This is a genomic window from Neobacillus sp. KR4-4 (assembly GCF_042136325.1).
GTDB lineage: Bacteria > Bacillota > Bacilli > Bacillales > Cytobacillaceae > Neobacillus.
On the sequence record NZ_JBHHJU010000005.1, the window covers coordinates 188,813 to 213,474 of the forward strand.

The following is a 24,662-nucleotide window of genomic DNA, read 5'->3' on the forward strand; positions in this document are numbered from 1 at the left end:
ACCCGTTAGACTACTTTTGCTTCGGTATGAAGAAGCTGAACAAGTTCTTTTACTTGATCATTCAAATCGCCAGCTAGAACGCGGCCTGCTTCCTTCTTAGGCGGCAAATAAATTTCAATCGTTTTTGTTTTTGCTTCCACATCGTCTTCTTCAAGATCTAGGTCATCTAACTCTAATTCTTCAAGCGGCTTCTTCTTTGCTTTCATAATCCCAGGTAAGGATGGGTAGCGCGGTTCGTTTAGACCTTGTTGGGCTGTAACTAATAGTGGAAGGCTAGTTTCGATGATTTCAGAATCACCTTCAACGTCTCTGGTAACGGTTACATTTGTTCCGTCAATTTCTAATTTAGTAATAGTTGTTACATAAGGGATGTTTAACAATTCCGCAACACGTGGGCCCACTTGGCCTGTTCCACCGTCAATCGCTACATTTCCGCCAATAATTAAATCAGCATCTTTATCCTTTAAATATTCAGCAAGGATTTTTGCTGTCGTAAATTGATCTCCGCCTTCTACATCATCCTCGGTATTGATAAGGACTGCTTTATCTGCACCCATTGCCAGTGCAGTACGTAATTGCTTTTCTGCTTCTTCTGTTCCAACAGAAATAACGGTTACTTCTCCACCTTTAGCATCGCGAACCTGGATTGCTTCTTCAATAGCATATTCATCATAAGGATTGATGATAAATTCAGCGCCATCCTCATTAATTTTTCCAGCAGCAATCGAAATTTTTTCCTCGGTATCAAAGGTTCTTTTCATTAATACATAAATATTCATGATTTCCCTCCTAATAAAATTTCGAGCATTCGCTCAGTTTGAAAGATTGAGAAAATTTTTTATAAAAAAAAGGGCTTCCTTTACAATTATACCTGCAAAGATAAGTTTATTCACCCTTAAAATTTGGTTCTCTTTTTTCAATAAAGGCTTGGATGCCTTCTTTCCCATCGTTAGAAACAAACACTTGACCAAATAACTCAGATTCTCTTTTGGAACCTTCGTAGAACTCGTCTGTTTTTGCATAATTTAGCAGTTCAATTGCCGCACTGATGGACCCTGGGCTTTTTTTCGCAATTTTCGCTGCTAGTTTAAGTGCCTGCGGGACTACTTCTGTGTCGGGAAAAGCACGATTTGCTAAACCAAATTGGACTGCTTCTATACCTGTGATTGGCTCAGAAGTAAACAGCATTTCCGCAGCTCTTGCCACGCCCACATATTTAGGCAGACGCTGCGAACCAGCAAATCCTGGTACTAAGCCAAGCTGCAATTCAGGCAGACCAAGTTTTGCCTGCTCACTAACATAGCGGATATGGCATGCCATTGCTAGTTCAAGCCCCCCGCCAAGTGCTGCACCATGGATAGCGGCGATAATGGGTTTCGGGAATTTTTCCATTCGGTCAAATAAGTCTTGCCCATACTTTCCAAGATTTGAAAATCCTTCTAAAGAAGTGACAGTAGTAAATTCTTTAATATCTGCACCAGCAGAGAAAAAGCGCCCTTCCCCATGAATGACAATAACTCTGATCTTGCGATTAGGTTCAATCTCATCAAGCACAGTTGACAATTCCCTTAGTAGTCCTGAAGAAAGGGCGTTTGCTGGAGGACGATCAATTGTAATTGTCGCAATACTGTCTTGAAAAGACCATTTTAAATATTCCATTGGATTTCCCCCTATTTTAATATTTATCGGCTTCCACAGCCATTAATCAAGAGGCGATGGACTGGAGTAGCCAGTGCAACTAGATCGTACTTTTCCTCGTTCATCACCCATGATGTCACGGTTTCATCGATTGTACCGAAAATCATTTGCCGGGCCAGACGGATATCGAGGTCGATGGGAAACTCACCGGTTTCTTTACCTTCAATAACAATCTTATCAATTACCTGCAGGTAACCTTTTAGAACATTATTAATTCGGTGCCGCAGTTCCTTATTCGATTGCCGTAACTCTAACTGTGTCACGATTGCCATATGATGGTCTTCAGAAAGCATACTAAAATGAGCTTCTATCATCATTAATAACTTCTCTGCCGCCGTCCCTTTTCCTGCTATCATTGTATCTATTTTTTCAATGAAACTTCCCATTTTTTCTTCAAAGAGAGAGATAAGGATGTCTTCCTTGTTTTTAAAATATAGATAAATGGTGCCATCAGCCACTCCAGCCTGCTTTGCAATTTTTGAAACTTGGGCTTGATGGTAGCCATTTTCGGCGATCACAATCACCGCTGCATCAATAATTTGCATGTATTTGGGCTTACTTTTTTTCAACTCTATCCCTCCTTTGAAAAAAAAAGTTCTGTTCAGTTAATAGAATTATTAAAAAGAAAAATATGAATGAATGATCATTCATATTTTAATAATAGTTATTATCTCTGGATATGTCAAGATATCTCATTACTTTTTTCATATAATGGGTTAGGGACAGGCTTAATCTGTCAAAAAAAAGAGGAGCAATTATGCGTGTTTTTGGTTTTCTTCTATTTTTTGTTTCTCTTCTTCAATTAGCATCCTTCTTAGAATTTTCCCTACAGCTGTTTTGGGCAATTCTTGTCTAAATTCATAGTATCTTGGTGCCTTGTATGCTGCAAGATATTTTCGTGAAAATTGGTTCATTTCTTCTGCCGTAACGGTTGAACCTTCTTTTAAAACAATGTATGCCTTAACCGTTTCTCCACGGTATTGATCAGGTATTCCTGCTACAACCGCTTCAACTACATCCGGATGTTCATATAATACTTCCTCTATTTCTCTTGGATAGATATTATACCCACCGGCGATAATCATATCCTTTTTGCGATCAACGACATAAAAATAGCCTTGTTCATCCATATAGCCAAGATCACCTGTATATAACCATCCATCATGAAGAACTTCCTTGGTATCCTCTGGACGATTCCAGTACCCTTTCATGATTTGCGGCCCTTTTATCACGATTTCTCCCATTTCCTTGATCGGCACCGGTTCACCTGTGTCGGTTGCAACAACCTTTACTTCTGTGTCTGGCCAGGGCACACCAATACTGCCTTTCATTCGAGGGGCATCCCATAAAAAGTTCGCATGTGTGACTGGAGATGCTTCCGTTAACCCATAGCCTTCTACAAGCTTTCCTCCAGATACGTCCTCAAACTTCTCTTGTACTTCAACGGGAAGGGCCGCTGAGCCACTGATACAAGAGTGAATGGATGATAAATCATATTTTTTCAAATCAGGATAATTTAAGAGGCCAATGTAAATGGTTGGTGCACCTGGGAACACTGTTGGGCGCTGTTGGTGTATGGTCTTCAATGTTGTCTCCACATCAAATTTAGGTAAAAGAATCATTTTATTGGCCTGCATCACCGATAAAATGAGCACCGTTGTCATGCCGTACACGTGGAAAAACGGGATAATTGCGAGTACTGACTCTTCTCCTGGCTTGGTTTTGTAAAGCCAGGCCTGGCACATCTTTGTATTAGCAATTAAGTTCTTATGAGTGAGCATAACACCTTTCGGAAATCCTGTCGTTCCACCTGTATATTGAAGGAGAGCAACATCTTCCTCAGGATTAGATTCAACATCCCTCACTTTTAAAGACTTTATTTTTACTATTTCCGAAAGCAGATGTGTGCTTCCTCCGTGTTTGACATTCACAACAACGCCATATTGTTTTTTCTGGATGAAGGGATAAATTAGATTTTTAGGGAATGGTAAGTAGTTCTTGATAGCGGTTACAATTATATGCTGTAAATTTGTATGCGGCATTACTTTAGATACACGTGGGTAGAGGATGTCGAGTGTAATGATTGCCTTTGCTCCTGAATCTTTCATCTGATATTCAAGTTCACGTTCCGTATATAATGGGTTCGTTTGTACAACAATTCCGCCTGCCATGAGTATCCCAAAATAACTAATCACGGCCTGTGGTGTGTTCGGCAGCATAATCGCGACCCGATCACCTTTTGAAATGCCCAGGTTTTCTTGCAAATAACCAGCAAAATTCATGGCATCTTCATAAAGTTGTTTATAAGTGATGTCTTTTCCCATAAAATGAATCGCTATTTTTTCAGGGTATTGCTCTGCAGAATTCACTAAGTATTGCTGTACAGGCTCTCTAGAGTACTCAAGTGTGGCGGGTATTTCTTTCGGATACAGTGCTAGCCAAGGCTTTTCTTCATACATAATATCCCCCTTTTCTATGTGGATAATTTTAAAAATTCAAACTTCTATTCTATTATATTACAGTACTTCACATTAAACAATTGACGATATAGTTAAAAAATCACCGCTGAATAATCCTCAGCGGTGATTTGGACTTACGCAAAAAATAACATATAGATTAAACCGATTAGCAAAAACAAGCCGCATAATCCAAGAAGTATCTTAGCTAATGTCTCCACTTATTATTCTCCCCTTACGTAATACCTGAACCAATGACAATCGATAAACCAATCGAGATCACCATCGAAATCAACCCAACTGCCCGATTATCATTTTGAATTTCTTCGTCAATTTTAAATTTTGGCGTTAAAAATTCAAAGATAAAATAACCAACTACTAATAACAGAAATCCATAAATCCCCCAGCCAATCATGGAAAGCAACGAATTGTTCTGCTCGATTGTACAGCGAAAAATATTGGCCACCCCAAATATTTTCCCCCCCGTTGCCATTGCCACAGCCACATTTCCTTTTTTGATTTCTTCCCAATTTTTATATTTGGTCACCATTTCAAAAATAGCTAAAAAGACGACCAAAAATAAAATGACGACACTATAATTAGCAGCTATTTGAATATATTCGTTCTCCCAAAACTGGTCCATTGCCAAAACTCCCCGGACATTATTTAAACTCTACGATGGTTACGCCTGATCCGCCTTCCCCAGCTTCTCCAAAGCGAATTTTTTTGACAGAGCGATGGTTTCTTAAGTATTCCTGAACACCCTGTCGCAGTGCACCCGTTCCTTTACCGTGGATGATCGATACACGTGGATAACTGGAAAGCAGCGCATCATCAATATATTTTTCCACCTTAAGAAGAGCATCTTCATACCTCTCTCCGCGGAGGTCTAATTCCAGTTTAACATATGAATCCCGACCTTTGACAATCGCCATTGGCTTGGTTTCAACCTGTTTCGGGGTACTCATATATTCCATATCTTTTTCTTTTACTTTCATTTTGAGAATACCGATTTGAACCTGCCATTCATTTGAAGAAACTCTTTCAACCAGGGTGCCCTTCTGATCAAAGGTAAGTACCTTTACCTCATCGCCAGGCATATACGTATGTTTCTTTGTTTTTTTAGTTGTGAGTTTAGCAGCGGATTTTGGTATTTCTGGTGCGGCATTTTCTAAGCGCCGTTTTGCTTCAATTAATTCGTGCTCTTTAATATCGGCATGCTTTTCCGTGCGCATTTTGCGAAGATCTCGGATGACCAGTTCTGCCTCACTCTTTGCCTCATCAACGATTTCTCCAGCCTTCTCAGCTGCCTTCTCAAGCATAGAGTCTTTTTTCTCGTAAAATTCCATCAGTTGTTTCTGCAAGTCTTGATGGAGTTTCTCAGCAGACTTTAAATAATCGCGAGCTTCTTCTTGCTCTTTTTCTGCCAGTCGTTTACTATCCTCAAGCGATGAAATCATCTTATCAATTTGGTTCGTATCTTCACTAACATGTGAGCGGGCCGCCTCGATGACCCGTTCATTTAAGCCGAGACGTTTGGAGATTTCAAACGCGTTACTCCGCCCAGGAACTCCTAATAACAATTTATAGGTAGGGCTTAATGTTTCCACATCAAACTCGACACTTGCATTCAAAACACCCTCACGGTTATAACCGTATGCTTTTAACTCAGGATAATGTGTCGTCGCAATGACTCTCGCGCCCCGTTTGTGAACCTCATCTAAAATGGAAATCGCCAAGGCCGCACCTTCCTGCGGATCGGTGCCTGCCCCTAGTTCATCAAATAGTACAAGACTATTAAAATCGACGCGGTTTAAGATATCCACGATATTAACCATATGGGATGAAAAGGTACTTAAGCTCTGTTCAATGGATTGTTCATCGCCTATATCAGCATAAACTGCATCAAAAACAGCTAACTCCGAACCGTCATACGCTGGAATCTGCAAACCCGCCTGGGCCATTAATGTACACAACCCAAGTGTTTTTAAGGTGACCGTTTTTCCGCCAGTATTCGGACCCGTGATAACAATCGTTGTGAACTCTTTTCCAAGCATGATGTCGTTGGCGACGACTTCATCGATGGGAATAAGTGGATGTCTTGCCTTATATAATGCAATCCTTCCTTCATTATTCATGATCGGCATGGTTGCTTTTATTTGCTTTCCAAACCTTGCCTTTGCAAAAATAAAGTCTAAATTAGCAAGGACTTTGACGATGACTTTAAGTTCACTTTCGCGCTCAGCCGCTGCGGCGGATAACTCGGTAAGAATCCTATCGATTTCGAGTTGTTCCTTCACACGAATATCCTGCAGTTGATTGTTTAATTGGACAATCACTTGCGGTTCTATAAAAAGGGTTTGTCCCGATGCACTTTGGTCATGAATAATCCCGCCATAATGGCCGCGATACTCTTGTTTAACAGGAATGACAAATCTGTCATTTCGAATCGTGACAATAGCGTCGGAAAGCATTTTGCTGGCATTAGAAGAGCGAATCATACTCTCTAATTTTTCACGAACTCGCGATTCATTGGATCTAAGTTGATGCCTTAATGACCGTAAAAGATCGCTTGCACTGTCTAATACCTCACCATTGTCATCGATGGCTTGTTTAATTGAATGCTCAAGGTTTGTGAGCGGAATAATTCTCTCCGCTTGTTCAGACAAAATCGGAATTTCTGTTCGTTCATCAGCAAACTCTTCGATAAATCGTTTCATTTGTCTGCTTGCATGGATAGTACTAGCTATTTGAATAAGTTCATGCGGGCTTAACACACCGCCAATGACAGAACGTTTGATGTGTGCAGTTATATCATGAACACCTGAAAGTGGAACATTCCCTTTTACCCGGAATACCGTCGCTGCCTCATCTGTTTCAGCTTGAAGTTTAACCACCTCATCAAAATCAGTAGATGGGACTAAGTCCTGTATTTTTCTTCTCCCAAGGGAAGAAGCCGCATGTTCTATCAACTGTTCTTTAACTTTAGTGAATTCTAATACTTTTAATGCCTTTTCTTGCATGGAGATAACCTCCTATTCTCGATTATGTAAAAATTCTAGCAGGTCATTTTTATCCAGGGCATTTAACACGGATGATTTTTTAATCCAGCCTTTTTTGGCTGCGGAAACACCGATTTCCATATGCTTTAATGTGTCCATTTTATGTGCATCTGTGTTGATAAGGATTTTTACTCCCGCATCTTGAGCCTTTCGTAGATATTCGGCTGCTAGATCTAGCCTATTGGGATTTGCATTTAGTTCTAGTGCTGTATTGGTTTCTTTGGCAAGTTGAATCAGTAAATCGATGTCGACATCATATCCTTCGCGGCGCCCGATTTTTCGGCCGGTTGGATGAGCTATTAAATCCACATGGGCATTCGTTAACGCTGTCTTTAGACGTTCCATGATTTTTTCCCGCGGTTGAGAAAAGGCAGAATGAATGGAGGCAATCACGAAATCCATATCAGCCAGGAACTCATCATCATAATCCAAGCTGCCATCTGGAAGAATATCCATCTCGACACCCGCTAGAATAAGAAAATCATCATACTTTTGATTTAGTCTGTTAATTTCTTCTCTTTGCATTAGTAGTCTTTCGCGTGTAAGGCCATTAGCCACTTTTAAATACTGTGAATGGTCTGTGATGGCCATATATTGATAACCTCTTGCCCGGCAGACTTGAGCCATTTGTTCAATGGAATGGGCACCGTCGCTCCAGGTGGAATGCATGTGCAGATCACCTTTAATATCTGCTAACTCAATTAATTCCTCCGTTGCACTGAATATCTCGACTTCTTTCCCGTCCTCTCTTATTTCTGGAGGAATAAAGGGAAGGTCAAAATGCTTGAAAAATTCTTCTTCAGATGAGAAGGTGAGAATTTCCCCTGTCTCGCTTATTTCCACGCCATATTCACTGATTTTTTCACCGCGTTCTTTCGCAAGTTGTCTCATCCGGACATTATGATCTTTTGATCCAGTGAAATGATGCAGAGTTGTGATAAATTCTTCGGGTTTCACGAGGCGAAAATCGACAGAAATATCATAATCATAGGCAAAAACGAGGGAGACCTTCGTTTCTCCTGCTCCAATCACTTCTTTAATGTTTGCTAATTGTAATAGCTGCTCGCGCACATGTTCAGGCTGATTGGTTGCGATGATAAAATCAAGATCTTTGATCGTCTCTCTCATTCTGCGCAGGCTTCCTGCACGTGAGAATTTCTCAATATCTTTTAATTCCGCCAGTGTGGCTTCAATCTGCTCTGCAATGGGCAGCATGTATGCTAACGGAAGCCGTTCAGGCCTTGTACCGACATTGGCAATGGCACTGAGAATTTTTTCCTCTGTTTTTTTACCAAAACCAGCGAGTGCTTGAACCTTTCCTGCTTCACAGGCTTTTTTTAAACTGGAAACATCAATGACCTTTAACTCTTTGTATAGTTTGGCAATCTTCTTACCCCCAAGTCCTGGGAGCTGAAGCAACGGGATTAGTCCTCTTGGAACCTCCGCCTTTAACTCTGTTAACACGGAGGAAGTACCCTCTTTTATGTATTCATCTATGACAGCGGCTGTCCCTTTACCGATCCCAGAAATCGTTGTAAAATCTTCAATTTCTGTTAAGTCTCGTTCATCTGTTTCCAAGGCATTGCCCGCTTTTCGAAAAGCAGAAACCTTAAAAGGGTTTTCTCCCTTTAACTCCATATAAACGGCAATCGTTTCTAATAAGCGTAATAAATCTTTTTTAGTTGCTTCCATTATTAAGTCACCTACCTACTGATTAGCATTTTCATTTTAGCCTACTTTATGGCATGAATAGAAAAACTTCTCTGCTACAGAGAAGTTAAAGCAGCTGTATATTCTATCCACAAGCTTTTTATTTGCTGTGAAAGGATCGGAGTGTTATTCACAATTGCTTTTGACATGATCGAATGGTCCAAAGCATTTTGCATAAATTCGATTGGTACAAGGGCTGAAATATATAATAAAATAAAGATAACTAAATACACTTCAACGAAACCTAGAATCCCTCCTGCCCAAACATTCAACTGCTTTAAAATAGGCAGATGAGCAACGAAATCGAGCATGGAACCAATAATTTGCAATAATACTTTTACCGCAAAAAAGATGATGACAAAGGCGATCGCACGATAAAAGGCGGTTTCCATATTACTGCTTTCGCCAAGGATTTTTAGGGTGGACATATTACCGAAGTTCGGATAAGGAATCCATAATGTTAACTTCGGTGCTAACTGTTCGTAGTATGAATATGCGGCTACATATGCAATAATAAAACCTAATAAATGAACAAGCTGCAGTATAAAGCCTCTTTTCAGGCCTACAAAGAATCCAATAATTAAAAAAATGATAATGGCTAAATCCAACATGATTTTTTAGTCCTTTTCCTTTAGTTGTTCTGTTTTAAGCCGATTTAATTCGTCTTTCATTTGAAGAAAATCATTGACTGCATTTACAGCGGTTAAAACGGCGAGTTTAGTTGCATCTAAATTGGGATTCTTATAACTGATTTCGCGCATTTTATTGTCAACTAATGAGGCCACATGCCGGATGTGACTTGGACTTTCGGAACCCATAATAACATATTGTTGTCCGTATATATCTACGGTTGTTCTATTTTTTTGATTATTCGACAACGTCATGCCTCCATTCAGAGAATCCTACTCTCTATCATAACATGAACCGATATCTGTGGAAAAGTTAAAGCGTATTTTATCTTTATTTAGAAATGTGGTGTATATAGTATGGGTAATGTTGTATTGAATCTAGAAATGAATAAGATCATGGAAATGAGAAACTATTACGGGAAAAGTTTATTAGATAAAAACATTCCCGGCAGTGTGTTTGCCGCAAAAACGTCTGCCTGTATGATTACAGCTTATAAATCTGGCAAAGTATTATTCCAAGGTAATGATAGTGAAAAAGAGGCCAGTAAATGGGGAAGTGCCGCTTCAAATAAGCCTTCCTCTCCATCTAAACCGAAATCACAAGCAAAAGGCGACCTGCCTGTTGGGATTGGTCAAATGTCGGTGATTGGTTCAGATGAAGTTGGGACGGGAGATTTTTTCGGACCCATTACAGTCGTGGCAGCTTATGTAAAAAAAGAAAATATTCCCTTGTTGAAAGAATTAGGTGTGCGGGATTCGAAAGATTTAAACGATGAAAAAATCATTGCAATTGCAAAGGTTATTAAAGACATTATTCCGTTTAGTTTAATGACCTTAAAAAACGAAAAATATAATCAGGTCCAACAATCTGGAATGTCACAGGGGAAAATGAAGGCGATTCTTCATAATCAAGCAATCTTAAATGTATTAGACAAAATTTCGCCTGAAAAACCCGAAGCCATTCTTATCGACCAATTTGTGCAGGGCAGTACCTATTTTCAACATATTAAAGGGCAAAAAGCAGTGGCCAAAGAGAATGTTTGTTTTAGTACGAAAGCAGAAGGCATTCATCTTGCCGTTGCTGCAGCAAGTATTCTCGCACGATACGCCTTCATCCAATATATTGATAAACTCAGCGAGTCTGCCGGATTCAAAATTCCAAAAGGGGCAGGGGCACAGGTGGATGTTGCTGCAGCGAAACTGATTATGAGCAAAGGGCGTGACATCCTTCCATCTTATGTTAAGCTCCACTTTGCCAATACCGATAAAGCGATCGCCCTTGTTAATAAAAAACGAAATTGAAATGATTTTTTGGTCTTAGTTTCGAATAGGTATATAAAAACGGTGTTTGGAGGAGTTAAGGGTGGCAAATCGACTAAATGAAGAGGGGATTACGGCAGCTGTTGCGGGCTTATCAGGCTGGAAATTGGACGGAAAATTCATTGTGAAAAAGTATCGCTTTCGTGAATTCTTACAAGGCGTGGCGTTCGTGAATGCTATTGCACAGCTTTCAGAAGAAAAAAATCATCATCCATTCATTTCAATTGACTATAAACTAGTCACACTTCGCTTAACCTCATGGAATGCCGGAGGATTAACTGATTTGGATATCACTTTGGCGAAAAACTATGACACGATTTATGAAAAGAGATAATATGAATTGAATTCGTTATAACTAAAAAAAAAGCTAGCCCGAATTTTTTCTTCGAGCTAGCTTCTTTTTTTATTAACCTCTTAAAACCGCGCCTGCTTTTTCTTCCAAAGCCTCAAGAACTCGGTTATGAACCTTCGTTACTTCTTCATCCGTTAACGTACGTTCCGGATCGACATACTTAAGAGAGAACGCAATCGACTTCTTGCCTGCCTCCATCTTATCTCCCTCATACAAGTCAAACACTTCAGCTTCCTTCAGAAGCGGTGCTCCCGCTGTTTCGATAATTTCTTTTAGGGTGCCTGACACCGTTTCTCTGTTTACCACAAGGGCAATGTCTCTTGTGATTGACGGGAAGCGTGGGATGGCCTGGTATTGTAATGCTGGTGTTTCTGCTTCAAGTACTGTCTTTAATGATAGCTCGAATACGTACGTATCCTTCAAATCTAGCTCTTTTTGAACTGTTGGGTGAACTTGACCGATAAAGCCGATTTTCTCCCCATTTAAGAGTACCTCAGCCGTACGTCCTGGGTGCATGCCGTCTACTTGCGCTTGAACAAATTGAACCTGTTCTAGTAAACCAAGCTTAGCAAACATTCCTTCTAGGATTCCTTTGATTACGAAGAAGTCGACCGCCTTCTTCTCTCCTTGCCAAGAATGACTAGACCATAGCCCTGTAATAGCTGCTGCAATGTGTTCCTTTTCGGAAGGAAGAGTATCCGTGCCATTTGCTAAGAATACAGCCCCAGTTTCATACACACCTAAGGTATCATTTTGACGAGCGCTGTTGTATTTTAATACTTCTAACAGCTGTGGCATGATGCTTAAACGCAGGATGCTTCGTTCTTCACTCATTGGCATCGAAAGACGGATGGTATCTCGTTTTTCAAGCGCGAATTGAGTTGCTTTTTCCTCGCTAGTAAGGGAATATGTTACTGCTTGATACAAACCTGCCCCTTCAAGGTATTGACGAACCTTTCGGCGCTTCTGTTGATACTCAGACAATCTGCCAGGGGTTGTTGAACCAATTGGCAATGTTTTTGGAATATTATCGTATCCATAAAGACGAGCGACCTCTTCTAGTAAATCTTCTTCAATTTTAATATCACCGCGGCGAGTAGGCGCCGTTACGGTTACGGTATCCTCCTCAATGCTGACACCAAATTGAAGGCGATTGAAGATTTCTTTTACATCGTTCATTACCAGTTCTGTACCAAGAACTCGATTGATTTTTTCTAAAGTGATAGAAACTACAGCTGGCTCAACGGTCATTGTATCCGCCTCTGCTGCACCTTCTAATACTTCACCGCCAGCGTATTTTGCCATTAAGTAGGCAGCACGATTTCCAGCGGCACGAACACGATTAGGATCCACACCTTTTTCAAAACGAGCGCTCGCTTCACTTCTTAACCCATGGTCTTTCGATGCCTTACGCACAGTTGCCCCATTAAAATAAGCGGATTCAAGCAGTACAGTGGTTGTATCTGAGGTTACCTCTGAATTTGCTCCTCCCATGACACCAGCAAGGGCAACGGGTTCCGTTCCATTTGTAATGACGAGATGGTCGGAAGTAAGTGTCCGTTCTGCATCATCAAGCGTAATAAATTTTTCGCCATCAGCTGCACGGCGGACAAGGATTTCCTTTGAACCTAAGCGGTCATAATCAAATGCATGGAGCGGTTGACCATATTCAAGCAGGATATAGTTGGTAATATCGACCACATTATTGTGTGGACGGATTCCCGCTGACATCAAGCGAGTTTGCATCCAGAGCGGAGAGGGTCCAATTTTTACATTTTTAATGATTTGCGCCACATATAATGGATTATCCTCTTTTGCATCGACCGTAATTTTCACATAATCAGATGCTTTTTCAGTTGAAGCCTGCAGGTTTGTTTCTGGAAGTTTAACGTCTCTGCCAAGTATCGCTGCCACTTCATAGGCAACACCTAGCATGCTTAAACAATCCGCACGGTTTGGAGTCAAGCTAAGTTCAAGAATCTCATCGTCACGATTTAACTCGGCTAGTGCATCGACGCCTACTGCTGTATCCGCTGGAAAAACAAAGATTCCCTCTGAATACTCTTTCGGAACTACCTTTCCTTCCATGCCTAACTCTGTCAGCGAACAGATCATTCCGTTTGATTCTTCACCGCGAAGTTTCGCACGTTTTATTTTAAAATTACCTGGTAATACTGCACCTACTGTTGCCACCGCAACCTTCTGTCCCTGTGCTACATTTGGTGCACCGCAAATGATTTGTACCGGCTGTTCACCGCCTACATCAACAAGACATTTGCTTAATTTATCGGCATTTGGGTGCTGCTCACGTTCAAGGACATGACCAACTACAACACCTTTAATACCATCGTTAAGGATTTCGACTCCCTCAACCTCAATACCGCTTTTTGTAATTTTTTCTGCTAATTCAGCAGCAGTTACTCCAGTTAAATCGATATAATCTTGGAGCCATTTATATGAAACGAACATGTCGTCATCCTCCTTTGTTTATTCATCTTCAACGGATTGAAGCCTTCCCATTTACTCGTGTTTTGAAAATTGTTTTAAGAAACGCACATCATTTGTATAGAAATGTCTGATATCATCGACACCGTACTTTAACATTGCAATTCGCTCAGGTCCCATACCGAAGGCGAAGCCAGTGTATTTTTTAGAATCGTATCCGGCCATCTCAAGGACGTTCGGATGGACCATACCAGCACCAAGAATTTCGATCCAGCCGGTGCGCTTACAAACGCTGCAGCCATGGCCGCCGCAAATTTTACAAGAAATGTCCATTTCAACAGAAGGTTCTGTGAATGGGAAGAAGCTTGGGCGTAGACGGATTTCACGATCTTCCCCGAACATTTTCTTCGCAAACACTTCTAATGTTCCTTTCAGGTCGCTCATTCGGATGTTTTCACCGACAACAAGACCTTCGATTTGCATAAATTGGTGGGAGTGTGTCGCATCATCATTATCACGGCGGTACACTTTACCTGGACAAATAATCTTGATTGGACCTTTGCCTTGGTGCTTTTCCATCGTCCGGGCTTGAACCGGAGAGGTATGAGTACGAAGAAGAATGTCTTCTGTAATATAGAAAGAATCCTGCATATCACGGGCTGGGTGGCCTTTCGGTAAATTAAGAGCTTCGAAGTTATAATAATCCTGTTCAACTTCTGGACCTTCAGCTACCTGGTAACCCATTCCGATAAATAAGTCTTCAATTTCTTCGATGATTCTAGTCAGCGGATGGTGATTTCCAACCTTCACTGGGCGGCCAGGGAGAGTAACATCGATACTTTCAGAAGCTAGCTTTTCTAGGACAGCTGCTTCTTCTAACCCCTTTTGTTTGGCTTCAATTTTTTCGGCAATCGCTTCACGAACTTCGTTTGCTAATGCCCCCATCACTGGACGCTCTTCAGCTGAAAGTTTCCCCATGCCACGCAACACTTCCGTAATTGGCCCCTTTTTTCCTAAGTAGGCAACACGGATGTCATTTAATTCTTTTAAGCTTCCAGACTGTTCAATTTTTTGAATAGCCTCTTCCTGCAATTCCTTTAAACGCTCTTGCATGTCAATTCCTCCTTCATAGTAATCGGTAATTGGTGTCAGGCACCAGAAAAAACAAAAAAACCCCATCCCTGGAAAGGGACGAGGTTAAAGTTTCGCGGTACCACCCTTGTAAACACGTTATGTAAAACACATTGTGTTCGCTTCATTCGGATAACGGCTTATGCCGGTGCATCTTTACACGGAAAGCGAAGCAGCTGGACTGCTATTGCTTTTAATCGTGGTCCCGATGCCAACTCAGGAGGTGAACTTCTCTTATCCTTGCCATAAAAGTGCTTTCAGTCACGGCACTTTCTCCCTAAATAGCTTTAAATAAGATACTTTTCTCCATCATCGTCATTTAATATTCCATATTGTTCATTATTATATAATAATTCTCTACGCAAGGTCAAACTAGTTTACGCCTATTTTTTCAAATAATAAAGCAGGATCCCTGTCGCCACGGCCACATTTAATGACTCACTCTTCCCGTAAATGGGGATATAAAGGTTCGCTGTTGTACTTGCAAGAATATCTTTACCCACACCATTTCCTTCATTTCCAACAATCAAGGCAAACGAATCACCTGTGGAAATATCAGTATATGCAGAGGCCCCTTCAAGTGCTGTACCGTAAACAGGAATATTTTTTTCCTGCAGTTTGTCCATCCATTCATGAAGGTCCCCTCTAATTATCGGCAGGTGAAAATGACTTCCTTGTGCAGACCTAAGGACCTTAGAGTTGAAAATATCCACACTTCCACGTCCCACCACAACAGCGTCAATCCCCGCTGCATCAGCGGTACGAATCATAGTGCCTAGATTGCCCGGGTCCTGAACCGCGTCAATGAACAGGTAGGTTTTTGCATTACGTACTTCCGGAGCTGCGATTCGGCAGACTGCATAAATTCCCTGTGGTGCTTCCGTATCGGTTAAGGAATTCGATATCTCTTCCGTAACTTGTGTAACTGGCGTGGAACCAGCATCCCATCTTGAAGGTAAATCCACTTTTTCAGAAACAATGATTTCTAAAATTTGTTCCCCTTGTTTCAGGGCTTCTTCAACTAAATGGAAGCCTTCCACTAAAAATGTTCCTGACCTATCCCGTTCTTTTTTTGTTAACAGTTTTTTCCACTGTTTAACTTTGGGATTATTGATTGATTCTATATGCTTCAAAACCCGCTCTCCTTTTACAATAACGATGATTTTTATATTATAGCCTAATAAAAATACATAATAAAACCAAAAATAGAAAACATATTAAAAGAAAAGCGAAAGCGCCTTGTCCAGGGGCGACAAGCATAAGACAAGCACTGACAGAAGGCGCCGTTTGCCTTCCGAAGTGATTGGCTTATGTCTCGAGCCCCTAGGCGCTGTAGCTAGACAGTTCTCCAGGTTCAGAGTTTTAGACTTTATTATTTATTGAAAAGGAGTGCATATACATGAATTTAAATTTACGTAACGCGATTGTTCACAATGTTGCTGGGAATACACAAGACCAATTAGAAGATACGATTGTTGATGCGATTCAAAACGGAGAAGAAAAAATGCTCCCGGGTCTCGGCGTATTATTTGAAATCATTTGGAAAAACTCATCCGAAGAAGAGAAGAAAGAAATGCTCGCTACTCTTGAAAGTGGGTTAAAGTAGTCATTTGTTGGTTCTGGGGCTGTCAATCGGTTAAGGTTGACAGCTTTTTTCTGTAAAGATTTAAACTTTCAGGAAAATTAGATCTAGATAATAAATGTTTTAATGTTGATATATATCAGCAATTTAGACACTCAATCGGCGAATTTTTGGTTTCAATCAGCGAATTTGGGCATTCAATCGGCGAATTTTCATGCTCAATCAGCGAATTTGGGCATTCAATCGGCGAATTTTCATGCTCAATCAGCGAATTTGGGCATTCAATCGGCGAATATCACCTTTCAATCAGCGAATCAAAAACTCAAATAAAAAATCCCCGGTAAAGTTCTACCGGGGACCCCACAATAAGTTATTCAAACGTAATTTTATCAACCGTCTCACGGTCTAAACGCTTGATGACTTCCACAATCAATTTTACCGCATTTTCATAATCATCACGATGGAGCATCGCGGCATGAGAATGGATATATCTAGTCGCAATCGTAATCGCCATCGCTGGAACCCCATTATGTGTCAAATGGATTGACCCTGCATCCGTACCGCCGCCAGGAATTGATTCGAACTGATAAGGAATGTTCAGTTCATCAGCTGTGTCGGTTACTAAATCGCGCAATCCTTTATGGGCTACAAGTGAAGCATCATAGATAACAACTTGTGGTCCCTTACCCATTTTACTCATGGCTTCTCTTTCAGAAACTCCCGGTGTATCGCCGGCAATACCGACATCAACTGCAAAGCCGATATCAGGTTTAATTTTAGTCGTTGCCGTCTTGGCACCACGCAAACCAACCTCTTCTTGAACATTACCAACACCATAGACAACATTAGGATGGTCTACACCTTTCAGCTGCTTCAACACATCAATAGCAATGGCACAGCCAATCCGGTTATCCCAGGCTTTAGCTAATAACATTTTTTCATTATTCATAACAGTGAATTCAAAATATGGAACAACCATATCGCCTGGACGAACGCCCCACTCCGTGACTTCCTCACGACTTGAAGCACCTACATCAATAAACATGTCCTTAATTTCAACAGGTTTCTTGCGTGCTTCTGGTGATAAAATATGCGGAGGCTTAGAACCGATAATCCCGGTTACATCTCCCTTGCTCGACACGATCGTTACACGCTGGGCGAGCATAACCTGACCCCACCAGCCGCCAACTGGTTGAAAACGAAGAAAACCTTTGTCATCAATTTGGGTAATCATGAAACCAACTTCATCCAAATGACCTGCGACCATAATTTTCGGGCCGCCTTCTTTCCCTACCTTTTTGGCAATTAAACTGCCAAGTCCATCGGTTGTGAGTTCATCCGCAAATGGTTCTATGTATTTTTTCATAACTTCGCGAACTTCACGCTCATTACCAGGAATTCCTTTGGCATCTGTTAACTCCTTTAACATCATCAAGGTTTCATCTAGTTTTGTCATTATTTCGCCCCCCTTTTTATAGGTACAATTTTATTATACAGAAGGATATTGTTCAGTTACAAATTTAGCCTGATTGGATGAAATAACTCGGCATCCTTTGAATCTTTAAGAAGTTCATGGAATCTAGGCTTCATGGATAACATGTATATCTATGGAGAATATTAAAAAAAAAGGAATACTTTGTTAGAAACGGTTTTTTTTGTATAGCAAAAGCTTTTCTTACTTCAAAAGGGAGATAAATTAATGATTAAGGAAAAAATTAGTGCAATCCAGCTTGTTTATTTAATGGCAGGCTATGTATTAGGGACGGCGATGATTCTGGGTTTAGGGGCTGACACGAAGCAGGATGCATGGATCTATATCCTTATCGGCATGGGATCCAGTCTAATATTAATGGTTGTTTATACTCAATTATCAGCCTATTATTCAGGGGATACACTCGTTCAGATGCTGCCAAAGATAATCGGAAGGTTTCTTTCCTATCCCGTAATCCTGCTTTATATTGTGCATTTTACCTATTCTGCCGCAAGAGCGTGCAGAGAATTGGGAGATCTGATTGTCACAACCATCTTAACTGAAACCCCAATCTTAGTAGTAATAGGAAGCTTTATGGTGTTAATGATTTATTGTTTGCTGGGCGGAGTAGAGACTTTGGGGCGAATGGCGGAAATCATCTTTCCTATCTATATTTTTGCACTTATCCTAATTTGGCTTCTCTTATTTAGCGTTGAACCATTTGATGTAAAAAATCTAACTCCTGTTTTAGGTAATGGAGTACAACCTTTATTGAAAAAAGCAATTCCAACTGCCATAAACTTCCCTTTTGGCGAAACCATTGTCATTATGATGTTTTTTCCTTTTTTAAGCAATAAAAAACATATAAGAAAGATAGGATTGTCTGCTCTAGTAATCGGAGGAATCCTATTAACAATTAATTCAATTATGATGCTTTCTACGCTAGGACCGGAAATTTACAGCAGAGATCTTTTTACCCTGCTTGCTGCAACTCAAATGGTTTCTGTGGCAGACTTTCTTGAGCGGTTTGATGCCCTTGTTATTTTAATGATGGTAGCAGGTGTATTTTTTAAGGTGGGAGGATTTACATTCGGTGCTTCCGTTGCCATATCTCAATTATTCAAATTAAAACAAACTCGTTCCGTACTGATATCACTAGGGTTAATTATTACCCCCTTGTCACTAATATCCTCATCTAATTATGTTGAACATATAGATTTTGGATTTAAGTTTTTTGTTCCATATTTCTTAACTCTATTACAAATCATTGTGCCGATTTTATTACTATTTACCGCAATGATTCGAAAAAAATTGGGCCTTTTATAGTCTCATTTTAATCAATAAGGGTGGTACGTTCATTGAAAACTTTAAGACGGATTAAAAAATTATATTCGACTTTCCAAAATCAAAACCGAGACAAAACTCTGGAGGAAAAAGGAAACGATCAATTATCAGGATTTCTTCAGGAAGATTTTTTACAGGTAAAGCATTATTTTGAAGGGGCTTCAGATTTCAAATATCGTGAACTTCAAATAAATTCTACATACTCGGCTATGATTTTTTATCTCGATGGATTAGTGGGTATAGAAAGAATTGAATTAAACGTCATCACTCCTTTACTCAAAAACAATAATGCATTCCTAAATAACCCTAAACCGACAATTGAGACCATCATAGAAGAACTAAGTTCAGCTCAAGTGAAACAAGGGGAAACACTGCAGGAAGTGATTAATCATATTTTGTTAGGTGATACTGTTTTATTGATTAATGGATATAAACAATTCCTTTTTATTAGTGAACAAGCATGGGAAAAGCGCTCCATTGAAGAACCCCTATCCGAGGCGGTCGTTTTAGGACCAAGAGAAGGCTTTACTGAAAATATCCGGACCAATACAAGTATGATTCGTAGACGTTTAAAAACAACAAAGCTTAAATTCGAAAGTATACAGATTGGGAACCTTTCCCAAACTGAAGTAGTCATTACTTATCTTGATGGAATTGCCCAACATTCAATCATAGAAGAAGTTCGCAGCAGATTAAACCAGATTAATATTGATGCGATTGAGGACAGCGGCTATATTGTGGAGCTTATTGAGGATCATCCTTTCTCAGTGTTTCCGCAAATATTGCAAACTGAACGGCCGGATCGAGTGGTCGGTAACCTTCTTGAAGGCAGAATTGGGATTATCGTTGAAAATAGCCCTTTTGCTCTTGTGGTTCCTGTGACATTTTTTCAAATGATGAGTTCCCCTGAAGACTATTATGGAAAGTTTATTATGGCAACCTTTATTCGATTCATCCGCTATTTATTTTTATTGGTTGCACTATTGTTTCCCTCCATTTATATCGCTGTGACTACCTTCCATCAGGAATTACTGCCAACCAATCTTTTGTTTAGTGTTGCAGCTTCACGGGAAAAAGTGCCCTTTCCGGCGGTTATCGAAGCCCTATTAATGGAAATAACCTTTGAAGCACTGCGTGAAGCTGGTTTACGGTTGCCGCGGCCCATTGGATCAACAGTTAGTATTGTTGGAGCATTAGTAATCGGTCAAGCTGCTGTTGAGGCGGGGATTGTTTCCGCTCCATTAGTTATTGTTGTATCCACTACAGGCATTGCATCGTTTATGTTTCCTAGTTATACCCTAACTGGAGCTATTCGGCTCCTTCGGTTTTTAATGATTTTTTTATCCGCAACATTAGGGTTTTATGGAATTTTATTAGGAGTTTTCTTTATTTTAGTACACCTTGTTCAACTGCGCTCCTTTGGTGTTCCTTATTTGGCCCCTGTTGCCCCACTTAATTTTAACAACCTTAAAGATGTTTTTGTTCGTGCCCCTTGGTGGATGATGAATGAACGGCCAGAACAAACAGGAAAAAGGAATTTAAGGAGATTAAGTCCCCGCAACCGTAAAAACTAGTTCGTTTAAAAGGACGGGATGGGATTATGAAGGTGATTAGAAAACTGCTTTTAGGAGTCATAACCGTTTTTTTGCTTACAGGATGTTGGAACCGGATTGAAGTGAATGATATTGCCATTGTTACTGCGATTGGTTTAGACCTTGTGGAAGAGAATATGATCCGCTTAACCCTTCAAGTGGCCATACCAACTAAGCTAGGACCAACTGGAGGAAGTAGTGGAGGAGGAAAAGATCGCAGTACATTTGTCATTTCAGAGAAAGGTGTCACGGTTTCTGAAGCGTACCGAAAGTTACAAATGAAGCTATCGAGACGTGTATTCTTTTCTCAAAGCAGGGTCTTGTTAATCAGTGAGTCTTTAGCTAGAAAGGGAATTTTTAATATTATTGACTTTTATACAAGATTCCATCAACCTCGAATGAACAGTTTTATTATGTTTACAGAAGGAGCGGCTTCCGAAGTTATTAAAAACATGCCAAATTTAGAAAGTGTTTCAGCAGAGGAAACGAAGGAACTTGCAAAGCTAAGTGTAGGTTTAAAGGTTTATGTCAGGGATTTTTTAAACATGCTTCTTACAGACGGATTAGAACCATATGCCCCTCAGTATAAATTAACTTCGGTAGAAGTAGATACGGAAAATGAATCAGGAAAAATACAGTCTATTAATGGGGCTGCTGTATTTAAAAAAGACAAGCTAATAGGTTGGATGGATGAAACTGAAACCCGGGGAATTTTATGGCTTCGTAATGAAATTGAAGGAGGAGTCATTACTATTAAAGTCCCAAAGGAAAAAGGCGGGGGAAATATTAGTCTTGATATTATTAGATCAAAAACAAAAATCCTTCCTCATCATGACCATGGACAAATGAAAATTACAGTTAATGTTACCTCAGAAATGAGTGCAATTGAAAATACTTCAAAGCTAGTATTATTTAATCCAAAAGTAATTGAAGAGATCCAAAAAAATATTGAAAAGGAGATTAAGGGTCGAATTCAATTAGTAGTAAATAAGGCTCAAAAAGATTTTCAATCAGACATATTTGGATTTGGCCAAGCCGTTTACAGAGAATATCCAAAAGCATGGAATACATTTTATAAAAAGAATTGGAACCATGAGTTTTCACAAGTAGAAGTAAATATCAAATCAAAAGTTTATGTAAGAAGAATCGGCTTAAGTAAGTGAAGAAATACTTCATAAAAAGGAATGGAAAATGTTTAAGATTTTTTTAGTGATTTTTACCTTCGTAATAATCTTTTCCTGGGAAGCTTTACGTTTAATACGAAATAGGGAAATAAAAGAACTAGTTGTTTTTTCTATTCTTTCATTAATCGGCTTAGCATTGAGTATTATGGTAATTATCCGATCATTTGTCTAATGATTTCGTATAAAAGGGGGACCATACTAATTTTTACTCTCCAAAAATATGAAATGGACATTCTCACCTTTTTAAAGAAGTTGGAAGCTGCAAAGTCCAATTTCTAATGAAAATGTCCAATCATACTTTTATATACCGGAAGAACCGAATCCACCTTCTGATCTACCCGTATCCGCTAATATTTCTGTTTCAATAAGGTTAACTTTTAAGACTGGGGCAATAACCATTTGGGCAATTCTCATTTGTTTTTCAATTGTAAAATCTTCTTTCCCATGATTAATAAGAATAATTTTTATTTCCCCTCGGTACCCTTCATCAATAGTCCCCGGACTATTAAGCACAGTTATAGAGTGTTTTAAGGCTAGACCACTTCTTGGCCTAATCTGTGCCTCCGTTCCTTTAGGTAATTCAATTTGTATACCCGTTCTTATTAAGCCCGCATCCCCTGCTTTGATTATTTTTTCTTCAATAGAAAATAAATCTAAGCCAGCATCACCTTCATATGCTCGATGGGGTAATACAGCCTCATCGTCTATTAATTTAACTTTCAATTGATATTCCATTTCGAACCTCTTTTCAAGAAATTTTTATGTAACTTAATTGATAATGCATGCATTGCTTAGCCCCCAAGATGCGACTTTTATAGTAAAAACTTGATTAACAGAACTAACTCAATCACTGCAAGAACCGGAAAACCAATCTTAAATGAAGTATGCTTCGTTTTATGTCGATAAAGTTGCATGCCTGCAGTCGTACCAACAGCACCGCCAAATAATGCCACTAGCCATAAGGTCCGCTCGCTTATTCTAAACTCATGCTTTTTAGCCCGTCTCTTATCCTCCCACATAATCACGAGCCCCGCAATATTCATGATAAAATAGGCCACTAACCATATTTTCATCCCCAGTATCCCCCTCTATAGAAAAAGCCATCCTCATAAGAGAATGGCCTTTGATATGTCTAGCTACAGCGCCTAGGGGCTCGGGGTCATAAGCCAATCCGTCAAGAAGGTTAAAAAACAACCTTCTCGGCGGCTCGTCTTATGCCTGTCGCCCCTGTTCAAGGCGCTTCCGCTTTTCAAATTACTTGTTAATGTTTTGTTTTGCAACATTTGCTAATTCAGCAAATGCGTTTGCATCGCTTACTGCTAATTCAGCAAGCATCTTGCGGTTTACTTCGATACCAGCAAGCTTTAAGCCATGCATTAAACGGCTGTAAGAAAGACCGTTCATACGTGCTGCTGCATTGATACGAGTAATCCAAAGTTTGCGGAAGTCGCGTTTTTTCTGGCGACGATCGCGGAAAGCATACATTAAAGATTTCATAACTTGTTGGTTAGCTACTTTATATAATGTATGTTTTGAACCGAAATAACCTTTTGCTAATTTAAGAACTTTTTTACGACGTTTGCGCGTAACTGTACCGCCTTTTACACGTGGCATTTAATTTCCCTCCAATATATAAATCGATCACTTAATTTTTACTTCATGTAAGTTAACATTTGACGAATGCGTTTGAAATCACCTTTAGAAACAAGTGATGCTTTGCGAAGCTTACGCTTTGCTTTAGTAGATTTGTTAGCAAATAAGTGGCTTGTATAAGCATGGTCACGTTTTAATTTACCTGAACCAGTTCTTTTAAAACGCTTTGCAGCGCCACGGTGAGTTTTCATTTTTGGCATTGGGATATCCTCCTTATTACTTGTCGGTTTTAGGTGCTAAAACTAGGAACATGCTACGACCATCCATTTTTGGATGTGATTCAATCGTTGCAACTTCCTTGCACGCCTCTGAAAAACGGTCTAACACACGTTGACCAATTTCTTTATGGGTAATCGCCCGGCCCTTGAAACGGATGGACGCTTTTACCTTGTCGCCTTTTTCTAAGAACTTAATTGCATTGCGTAACTTTGTATTAAAGTCATGCTCATCAATTGTCGGGCTGAGACGAACTTCTTTAGTGGTGATGATTTTTTGATTCTTACGAGCTTCTTTTTCTTTCTTTTGCTGCTCGAATTTAAATTTGCCATAGTCCATAATTCTGCCGACTGGAGGCTTTGCATTTGGTGCTACAAGCACCAAATCTAGGTTCACTCTTCCGGCAATCTCTAAGGCTTCAGTTTTGGTTTTAATCCCTAACTGCTCGCCATTTTGATCAATTAGGCGAATTTCGCGAGCGCGAATGCCCTCATTTAATAACATGTCTTTGCTAATAATTAGCCACCTCCAAGGTTTTATCACGAATACAACGTCATGGTCAAGAAAATCATTACGAGCCCTTTCAAACCTTAACGTAAAACGCTATACAAGAATCCACAGGTATAAAACTTTTTAGCAGTGCTATAAGTGCACAAACAAAAAAGTGCGGATGAATGCACCCACACTTTACAGAACAAAAGTAATCAAACCAAAAAGTTCAAGTAAAACCTGCTAACTGCTCTATTCGCGTCAATCAGGTGAGAAGCGGGTGCTTCTTCTTTTCCCAAAAACAAGTATTCAATTTTTCACCTTAGTA

At 39.9% G+C, this 24,662-nt stretch carries 24 protein-coding genes and 2 other annotated features; of the genes, 6 read left to right on the forward strand and 18 right to left on the reverse strand.

The annotated features are described in order from the left end of the window. Positions 1-5 precede the first annotated feature (5 nt). From ACE198_RS07615 to zapA, 9 genes are all read right to left on the reverse strand, one after another. On the reverse strand, positions 6-779 hold the full coding sequence (locus ACE198_RS07615; protein WP_375375131.1) for an electron transfer flavoprotein subunit beta/FixA family protein: 774 nt from the start codon (positions 777-779) through the stop codon (positions 6-8). 106 nt (positions 780-885) lie between these two features. Next, a complete protein-coding gene (locus tag ACE198_RS07620; protein ID WP_375375132.1) occupies positions 886-1,659 on the reverse strand; it encodes an enoyl-CoA hydratase in 774 nt (257 codons plus the stop codon). 23 nt (positions 1,660-1,682) lie between these two features. Further along, the gene (locus ACE198_RS07625; protein ID WP_098574304.1) at positions 1,683-2,267 is read right to left on the reverse strand and encodes a fatty acid metabolism transcriptional regulator FadR; all 585 of its coding nucleotides are present in this window, start codon (positions 2,265-2,267) and stop codon (positions 1,683-1,685) included. A 186-nt stretch (positions 2,268-2,453) separates the two neighbouring features. Beyond that, entirely contained in the window at positions 2,454-4,157 is a 1,704-nt protein-coding gene (locus ACE198_RS07630; protein WP_375375133.1) for a long-chain-fatty-acid--CoA ligase, read from the reverse strand. Between the two features lie 232 nt (positions 4,158-4,389). Then, positions 4,390-4,797, reverse strand: a complete 408-nt coding sequence (locus ACE198_RS07635) for a DUF350 domain-containing protein (protein WP_098574308.1) — start codon at positions 4,795-4,797, stop codon at positions 4,390-4,392. Between the two features lie 19 nt (positions 4,798-4,816). Beyond that, the gene (locus ACE198_RS07640) at positions 4,817-7,177 is read right to left on the reverse strand and encodes an endonuclease MutS2 (RefSeq protein ID WP_251460294.1); all 2,361 of its coding nucleotides are present in this window, start codon (positions 7,175-7,177) and stop codon (positions 4,817-4,819) included. Between the two features lie 12 nt (positions 7,178-7,189). Further along, the gene (gene polX / locus ACE198_RS07645; RefSeq protein ID WP_375375134.1) at positions 7,190-8,908 is read right to left on the reverse strand and encodes a DNA polymerase/3'-5' exonuclease PolX; all 1,719 of its coding nucleotides are present in this window, start codon (positions 8,906-8,908) and stop codon (positions 7,190-7,192) included. 74 nt (positions 8,909-8,982) lie between these two features. After that, positions 8,983-9,537: a CvpA family protein gene (locus tag ACE198_RS07650; RefSeq protein WP_098574314.1), complete on the reverse strand. Its 555-nt coding sequence runs from the start codon at positions 9,535-9,537 to the stop codon at positions 8,983-8,985. 6 nt (positions 9,538-9,543) lie between these two features. Then, entirely contained in the window at positions 9,544-9,804 is a 261-nt protein-coding gene (gene zapA, locus ACE198_RS07655; RefSeq protein ID WP_098574316.1) for a cell division protein ZapA, read from the reverse strand. A 108-nt stretch (positions 9,805-9,912) separates the two neighbouring features. On the opposite strand from zapA, the gene rnhC reads away from it, so the two are divergent. Then, on the forward strand, positions 9,913-10,857 hold the full coding sequence (rnhC, locus tag ACE198_RS07660) for a ribonuclease HIII (RefSeq protein WP_251460290.1): 945 nt from the start codon (positions 9,913-9,915) through the stop codon (positions 10,855-10,857). A gap of 61 nt (positions 10,858-10,918) precedes the next feature. Next, positions 10,919-11,209 carry a 4a-hydroxytetrahydrobiopterin dehydratase gene (locus tag ACE198_RS07665; RefSeq protein WP_375375135.1) on the forward strand — a complete coding sequence of 97 codons (291 nt, stop codon included), beginning with the start codon at positions 10,919-10,921 and terminating at the stop codon, positions 11,207-11,209. 72 nt (positions 11,210-11,281) lie between these two features. Here ACE198_RS07665 and pheT read toward each other — a convergent pair whose 3' ends face one another. The 3 genes from pheT to ACE198_RS07680 all read right to left on the reverse strand — a co-directional run bounded on the left by pheT (position 11,282) and on the right by ACE198_RS07680 (position 15,936). Beyond that, positions 11,282-13,696 carry a phenylalanine--tRNA ligase subunit beta gene (gene pheT, locus ACE198_RS07670; protein WP_375375136.1) on the reverse strand — a complete coding sequence of 805 codons (2,415 nt, stop codon included), beginning with the start codon at positions 13,694-13,696 and terminating at the stop codon, positions 11,282-11,284. Between the two features lie 51 nt (positions 13,697-13,747). Then, entirely contained in the window at positions 13,748-14,785 is a 1,038-nt protein-coding gene (gene pheS, locus ACE198_RS07675; RefSeq protein WP_098574324.1) for a phenylalanine--tRNA ligase subunit alpha, read from the reverse strand. A gap of 71 nt (positions 14,786-14,856) precedes the next feature. Further along, positions 14,857-15,125 (reverse strand) — a binding site (T-box leader). A 61-nt stretch (positions 15,126-15,186) separates the two neighbouring features. Beyond that, positions 15,187-15,936: a TrmH family RNA methyltransferase gene (locus tag ACE198_RS07680; RefSeq protein ID WP_375375137.1), complete on the reverse strand. Its 750-nt coding sequence runs from the start codon at positions 15,934-15,936 to the stop codon at positions 15,187-15,189. A gap of 266 nt (positions 15,937-16,202) precedes the next feature. Between ACE198_RS07680 and sspI the strand changes: the two genes are divergently transcribed. Continuing rightward, a complete protein-coding gene (gene sspI / locus ACE198_RS07685; protein WP_098574329.1) occupies positions 16,203-16,409 on the forward strand; it encodes a small acid-soluble spore protein SspI in 207 nt (68 codons plus the stop codon). Between the two features lie 346 nt (positions 16,410-16,755). On the opposite strand, the gene ACE198_RS07690 is transcribed toward sspI, so the two are convergent. After that, complete coding sequence (locus tag ACE198_RS07690) at positions 16,756-17,841, reverse strand: M42 family metallopeptidase (RefSeq protein WP_251460282.1); 1,086 nt, start codon at positions 17,839-17,841, stop codon at positions 16,756-16,758. 243 nt (positions 17,842-18,084) lie between these two features. Between ACE198_RS07690 and ACE198_RS07695 the strand changes: the two genes are divergently transcribed. The 3 genes from ACE198_RS07695 to ACE198_RS07705 are packed head-to-tail and all read left to right on the forward strand — an operon-like array spanning position 18,085 to position 21,955. Continuing rightward, on the forward strand, positions 18,085-19,182 hold the full coding sequence (locus tag ACE198_RS07695; RefSeq protein WP_375375138.1) for a GerAB/ArcD/ProY family transporter: 1,098 nt from the start codon (positions 18,085-18,087) through the stop codon (positions 19,180-19,182). Positions 19,183-19,214: 32 nt separating this feature from the next. Further along, positions 19,215-20,774: a spore germination protein gene (locus ACE198_RS07700; protein ID WP_375375139.1), complete on the forward strand. Its 1,560-nt coding sequence runs from the start codon at positions 19,215-19,217 to the stop codon at positions 20,772-20,774. A 26-nt stretch (positions 20,775-20,800) separates the two neighbouring features. Continuing rightward, positions 20,801-21,955 (forward strand): Ger(x)C family spore germination protein, encoded by a 1,155-nt coding sequence (locus ACE198_RS07705; protein ID WP_375375140.1) that lies wholly within the window; start codon positions 20,801-20,803, stop codon positions 21,953-21,955. A gap of 321 nt (positions 21,956-22,276) precedes the next feature. Here ACE198_RS07705 and dut read toward each other — a convergent pair whose 3' ends face one another. From dut to infC, 5 genes are all read right to left on the reverse strand, one after another. Continuing rightward, positions 22,277-22,711 carry a dUTP diphosphatase gene (gene dut, locus ACE198_RS07710; protein ID WP_098574339.1) on the reverse strand — a complete coding sequence of 145 codons (435 nt, stop codon included), beginning with the start codon at positions 22,709-22,711 and terminating at the stop codon, positions 22,277-22,279. Between the two features lie 77 nt (positions 22,712-22,788). Then, positions 22,789-23,049, reverse strand: coding sequence for a DUF1294 domain-containing protein (locus ACE198_RS07715; protein WP_375375141.1), 261 nt, complete (start codon positions 23,047-23,049; stop codon positions 22,789-22,791). Between the two features lie 181 nt (positions 23,050-23,230). Continuing rightward, on the reverse strand, positions 23,231-23,590 hold the full coding sequence (rplT, locus tag ACE198_RS07720) for a 50S ribosomal protein L20 (protein ID WP_026563363.1): 360 nt from the start codon (positions 23,588-23,590) through the stop codon (positions 23,231-23,233). Between the two features lie 38 nt (positions 23,591-23,628). Next, on the reverse strand, positions 23,629-23,829 hold the full coding sequence (gene rpmI, locus ACE198_RS07725; protein ID WP_251460272.1) for a 50S ribosomal protein L35: 201 nt from the start codon (positions 23,827-23,829) through the stop codon (positions 23,629-23,631). Between the two features lie 16 nt (positions 23,830-23,845). Further along, entirely contained in the window at positions 23,846-24,349 is a 504-nt protein-coding gene (gene infC / locus ACE198_RS07730; protein WP_142333006.1) for a translation initiation factor IF-3, read from the reverse strand. A 148-nt stretch (positions 24,350-24,497) separates the two neighbouring features. Then, positions 24,498-24,632, reverse strand: a sequence feature (ribosomal protein L20 leader region). Between the last annotated feature and the right edge of the window lie 30 nt (positions 24,633-24,662).

Bases quoted from the DNA above. Each gene is read 5' to 3' on its own strand.
- ACE198_RS07630 (WP_375375133.1), bottom strand. From the start codon at position 4,157: ATGTATGAAGAAAAGCCTTGGCTAGCACTGTATCCGAAAGAAATACCC.
- ACE198_RS07650 (WP_098574314.1), bottom strand. From the start codon at position 9,537: ATGTTGGATTTAGCCATTATCATTTTTTTAATTATTGGATTCTTTGTA.
- ACE198_RS07620 (WP_375375132.1), bottom strand. From the start codon at position 1,659: ATGGAATATTTAAAATGGTCTTTTCAAGACAGTATTGCGACAATTACA.
- pheS (WP_098574324.1), bottom strand. From the start codon at position 14,785: ATGCAAGAGCGTTTAAAGGAATTGCAGGAAGAGGCTATTCAAAAAATT.
- ACE198_RS07690 (WP_251460282.1), bottom strand. From the start codon at position 17,841: ATGACAAAACTAGATGAAACCTTGATGATGTTAAAGGAGTTAACAGAT.
- dut (WP_098574339.1), bottom strand. From the start codon at position 22,711: ATGGAATATCAATTGAAAGTTAAATTAATAGACGATGAGGCTGTATTA.
- polX (WP_375375134.1), bottom strand. From the start codon at position 8,908: ATGGAAGCAACTAAAAAAGATTTATTACGCTTATTAGAAACGATTGCC.
- ACE198_RS07640 (WP_251460294.1), bottom strand. From the start codon at position 7,177: ATGCAAGAAAAGGCATTAAAAGTATTAGAATTCACTAAAGTTAAAGAA.
- ACE198_RS07715 (WP_375375141.1), bottom strand. From the start codon at position 23,049: ATGAAAATATGGTTAGTGGCCTATTTTATCATGAATATTGCGGGGCTC.
- ACE198_RS07705 (WP_375375140.1), top strand. From the start codon at position 20,801: ATGAAGGTGATTAGAAAACTGCTTTTAGGAGTCATAACCGTTTTTTTG.
- ACE198_RS07615 (WP_375375131.1), bottom strand. From the start codon at position 779: ATGAATATTTATGTATTAATGAAAAGAACCTTTGATACCGAGGAAAAA.
- pheT (WP_375375136.1), bottom strand. From the start codon at position 13,696: ATGTTCGTTTCATATAAATGGCTCCAAGATTATATCGATTTAACTGGA.
- rpmI (WP_251460272.1), bottom strand. From the start codon at position 23,829: ATGCCAAAAATGAAAACTCACCGTGGCGCTGCAAAGCGTTTTAAAAGA.
- infC (WP_142333006.1), bottom strand. From the start codon at position 24,349: ATGTTATTAAATGAGGGCATTCGCGCTCGCGAAATTCGCCTAATTGAT.
- rnhC (WP_251460290.1), top strand. From the start codon at position 9,913: ATGGGTAATGTTGTATTGAATCTAGAAATGAATAAGATCATGGAAATG.
- ACE198_RS07695 (WP_375375138.1), top strand. From the start codon at position 18,085: ATGATTAAGGAAAAAATTAGTGCAATCCAGCTTGTTTATTTAATGGCA.
- rplT (WP_026563363.1), bottom strand. From the start codon at position 23,590: ATGCCACGTGTAAAAGGCGGTACAGTTACGCGCAAACGTCGTAAAAAA.
- ACE198_RS07635 (WP_098574308.1), bottom strand. From the start codon at position 4,797: ATGGACCAGTTTTGGGAGAACGAATATATTCAAATAGCTGCTAATTAT.
- sspI (WP_098574329.1), top strand. From the start codon at position 16,203: ATGAATTTAAATTTACGTAACGCGATTGTTCACAATGTTGCTGGGAAT.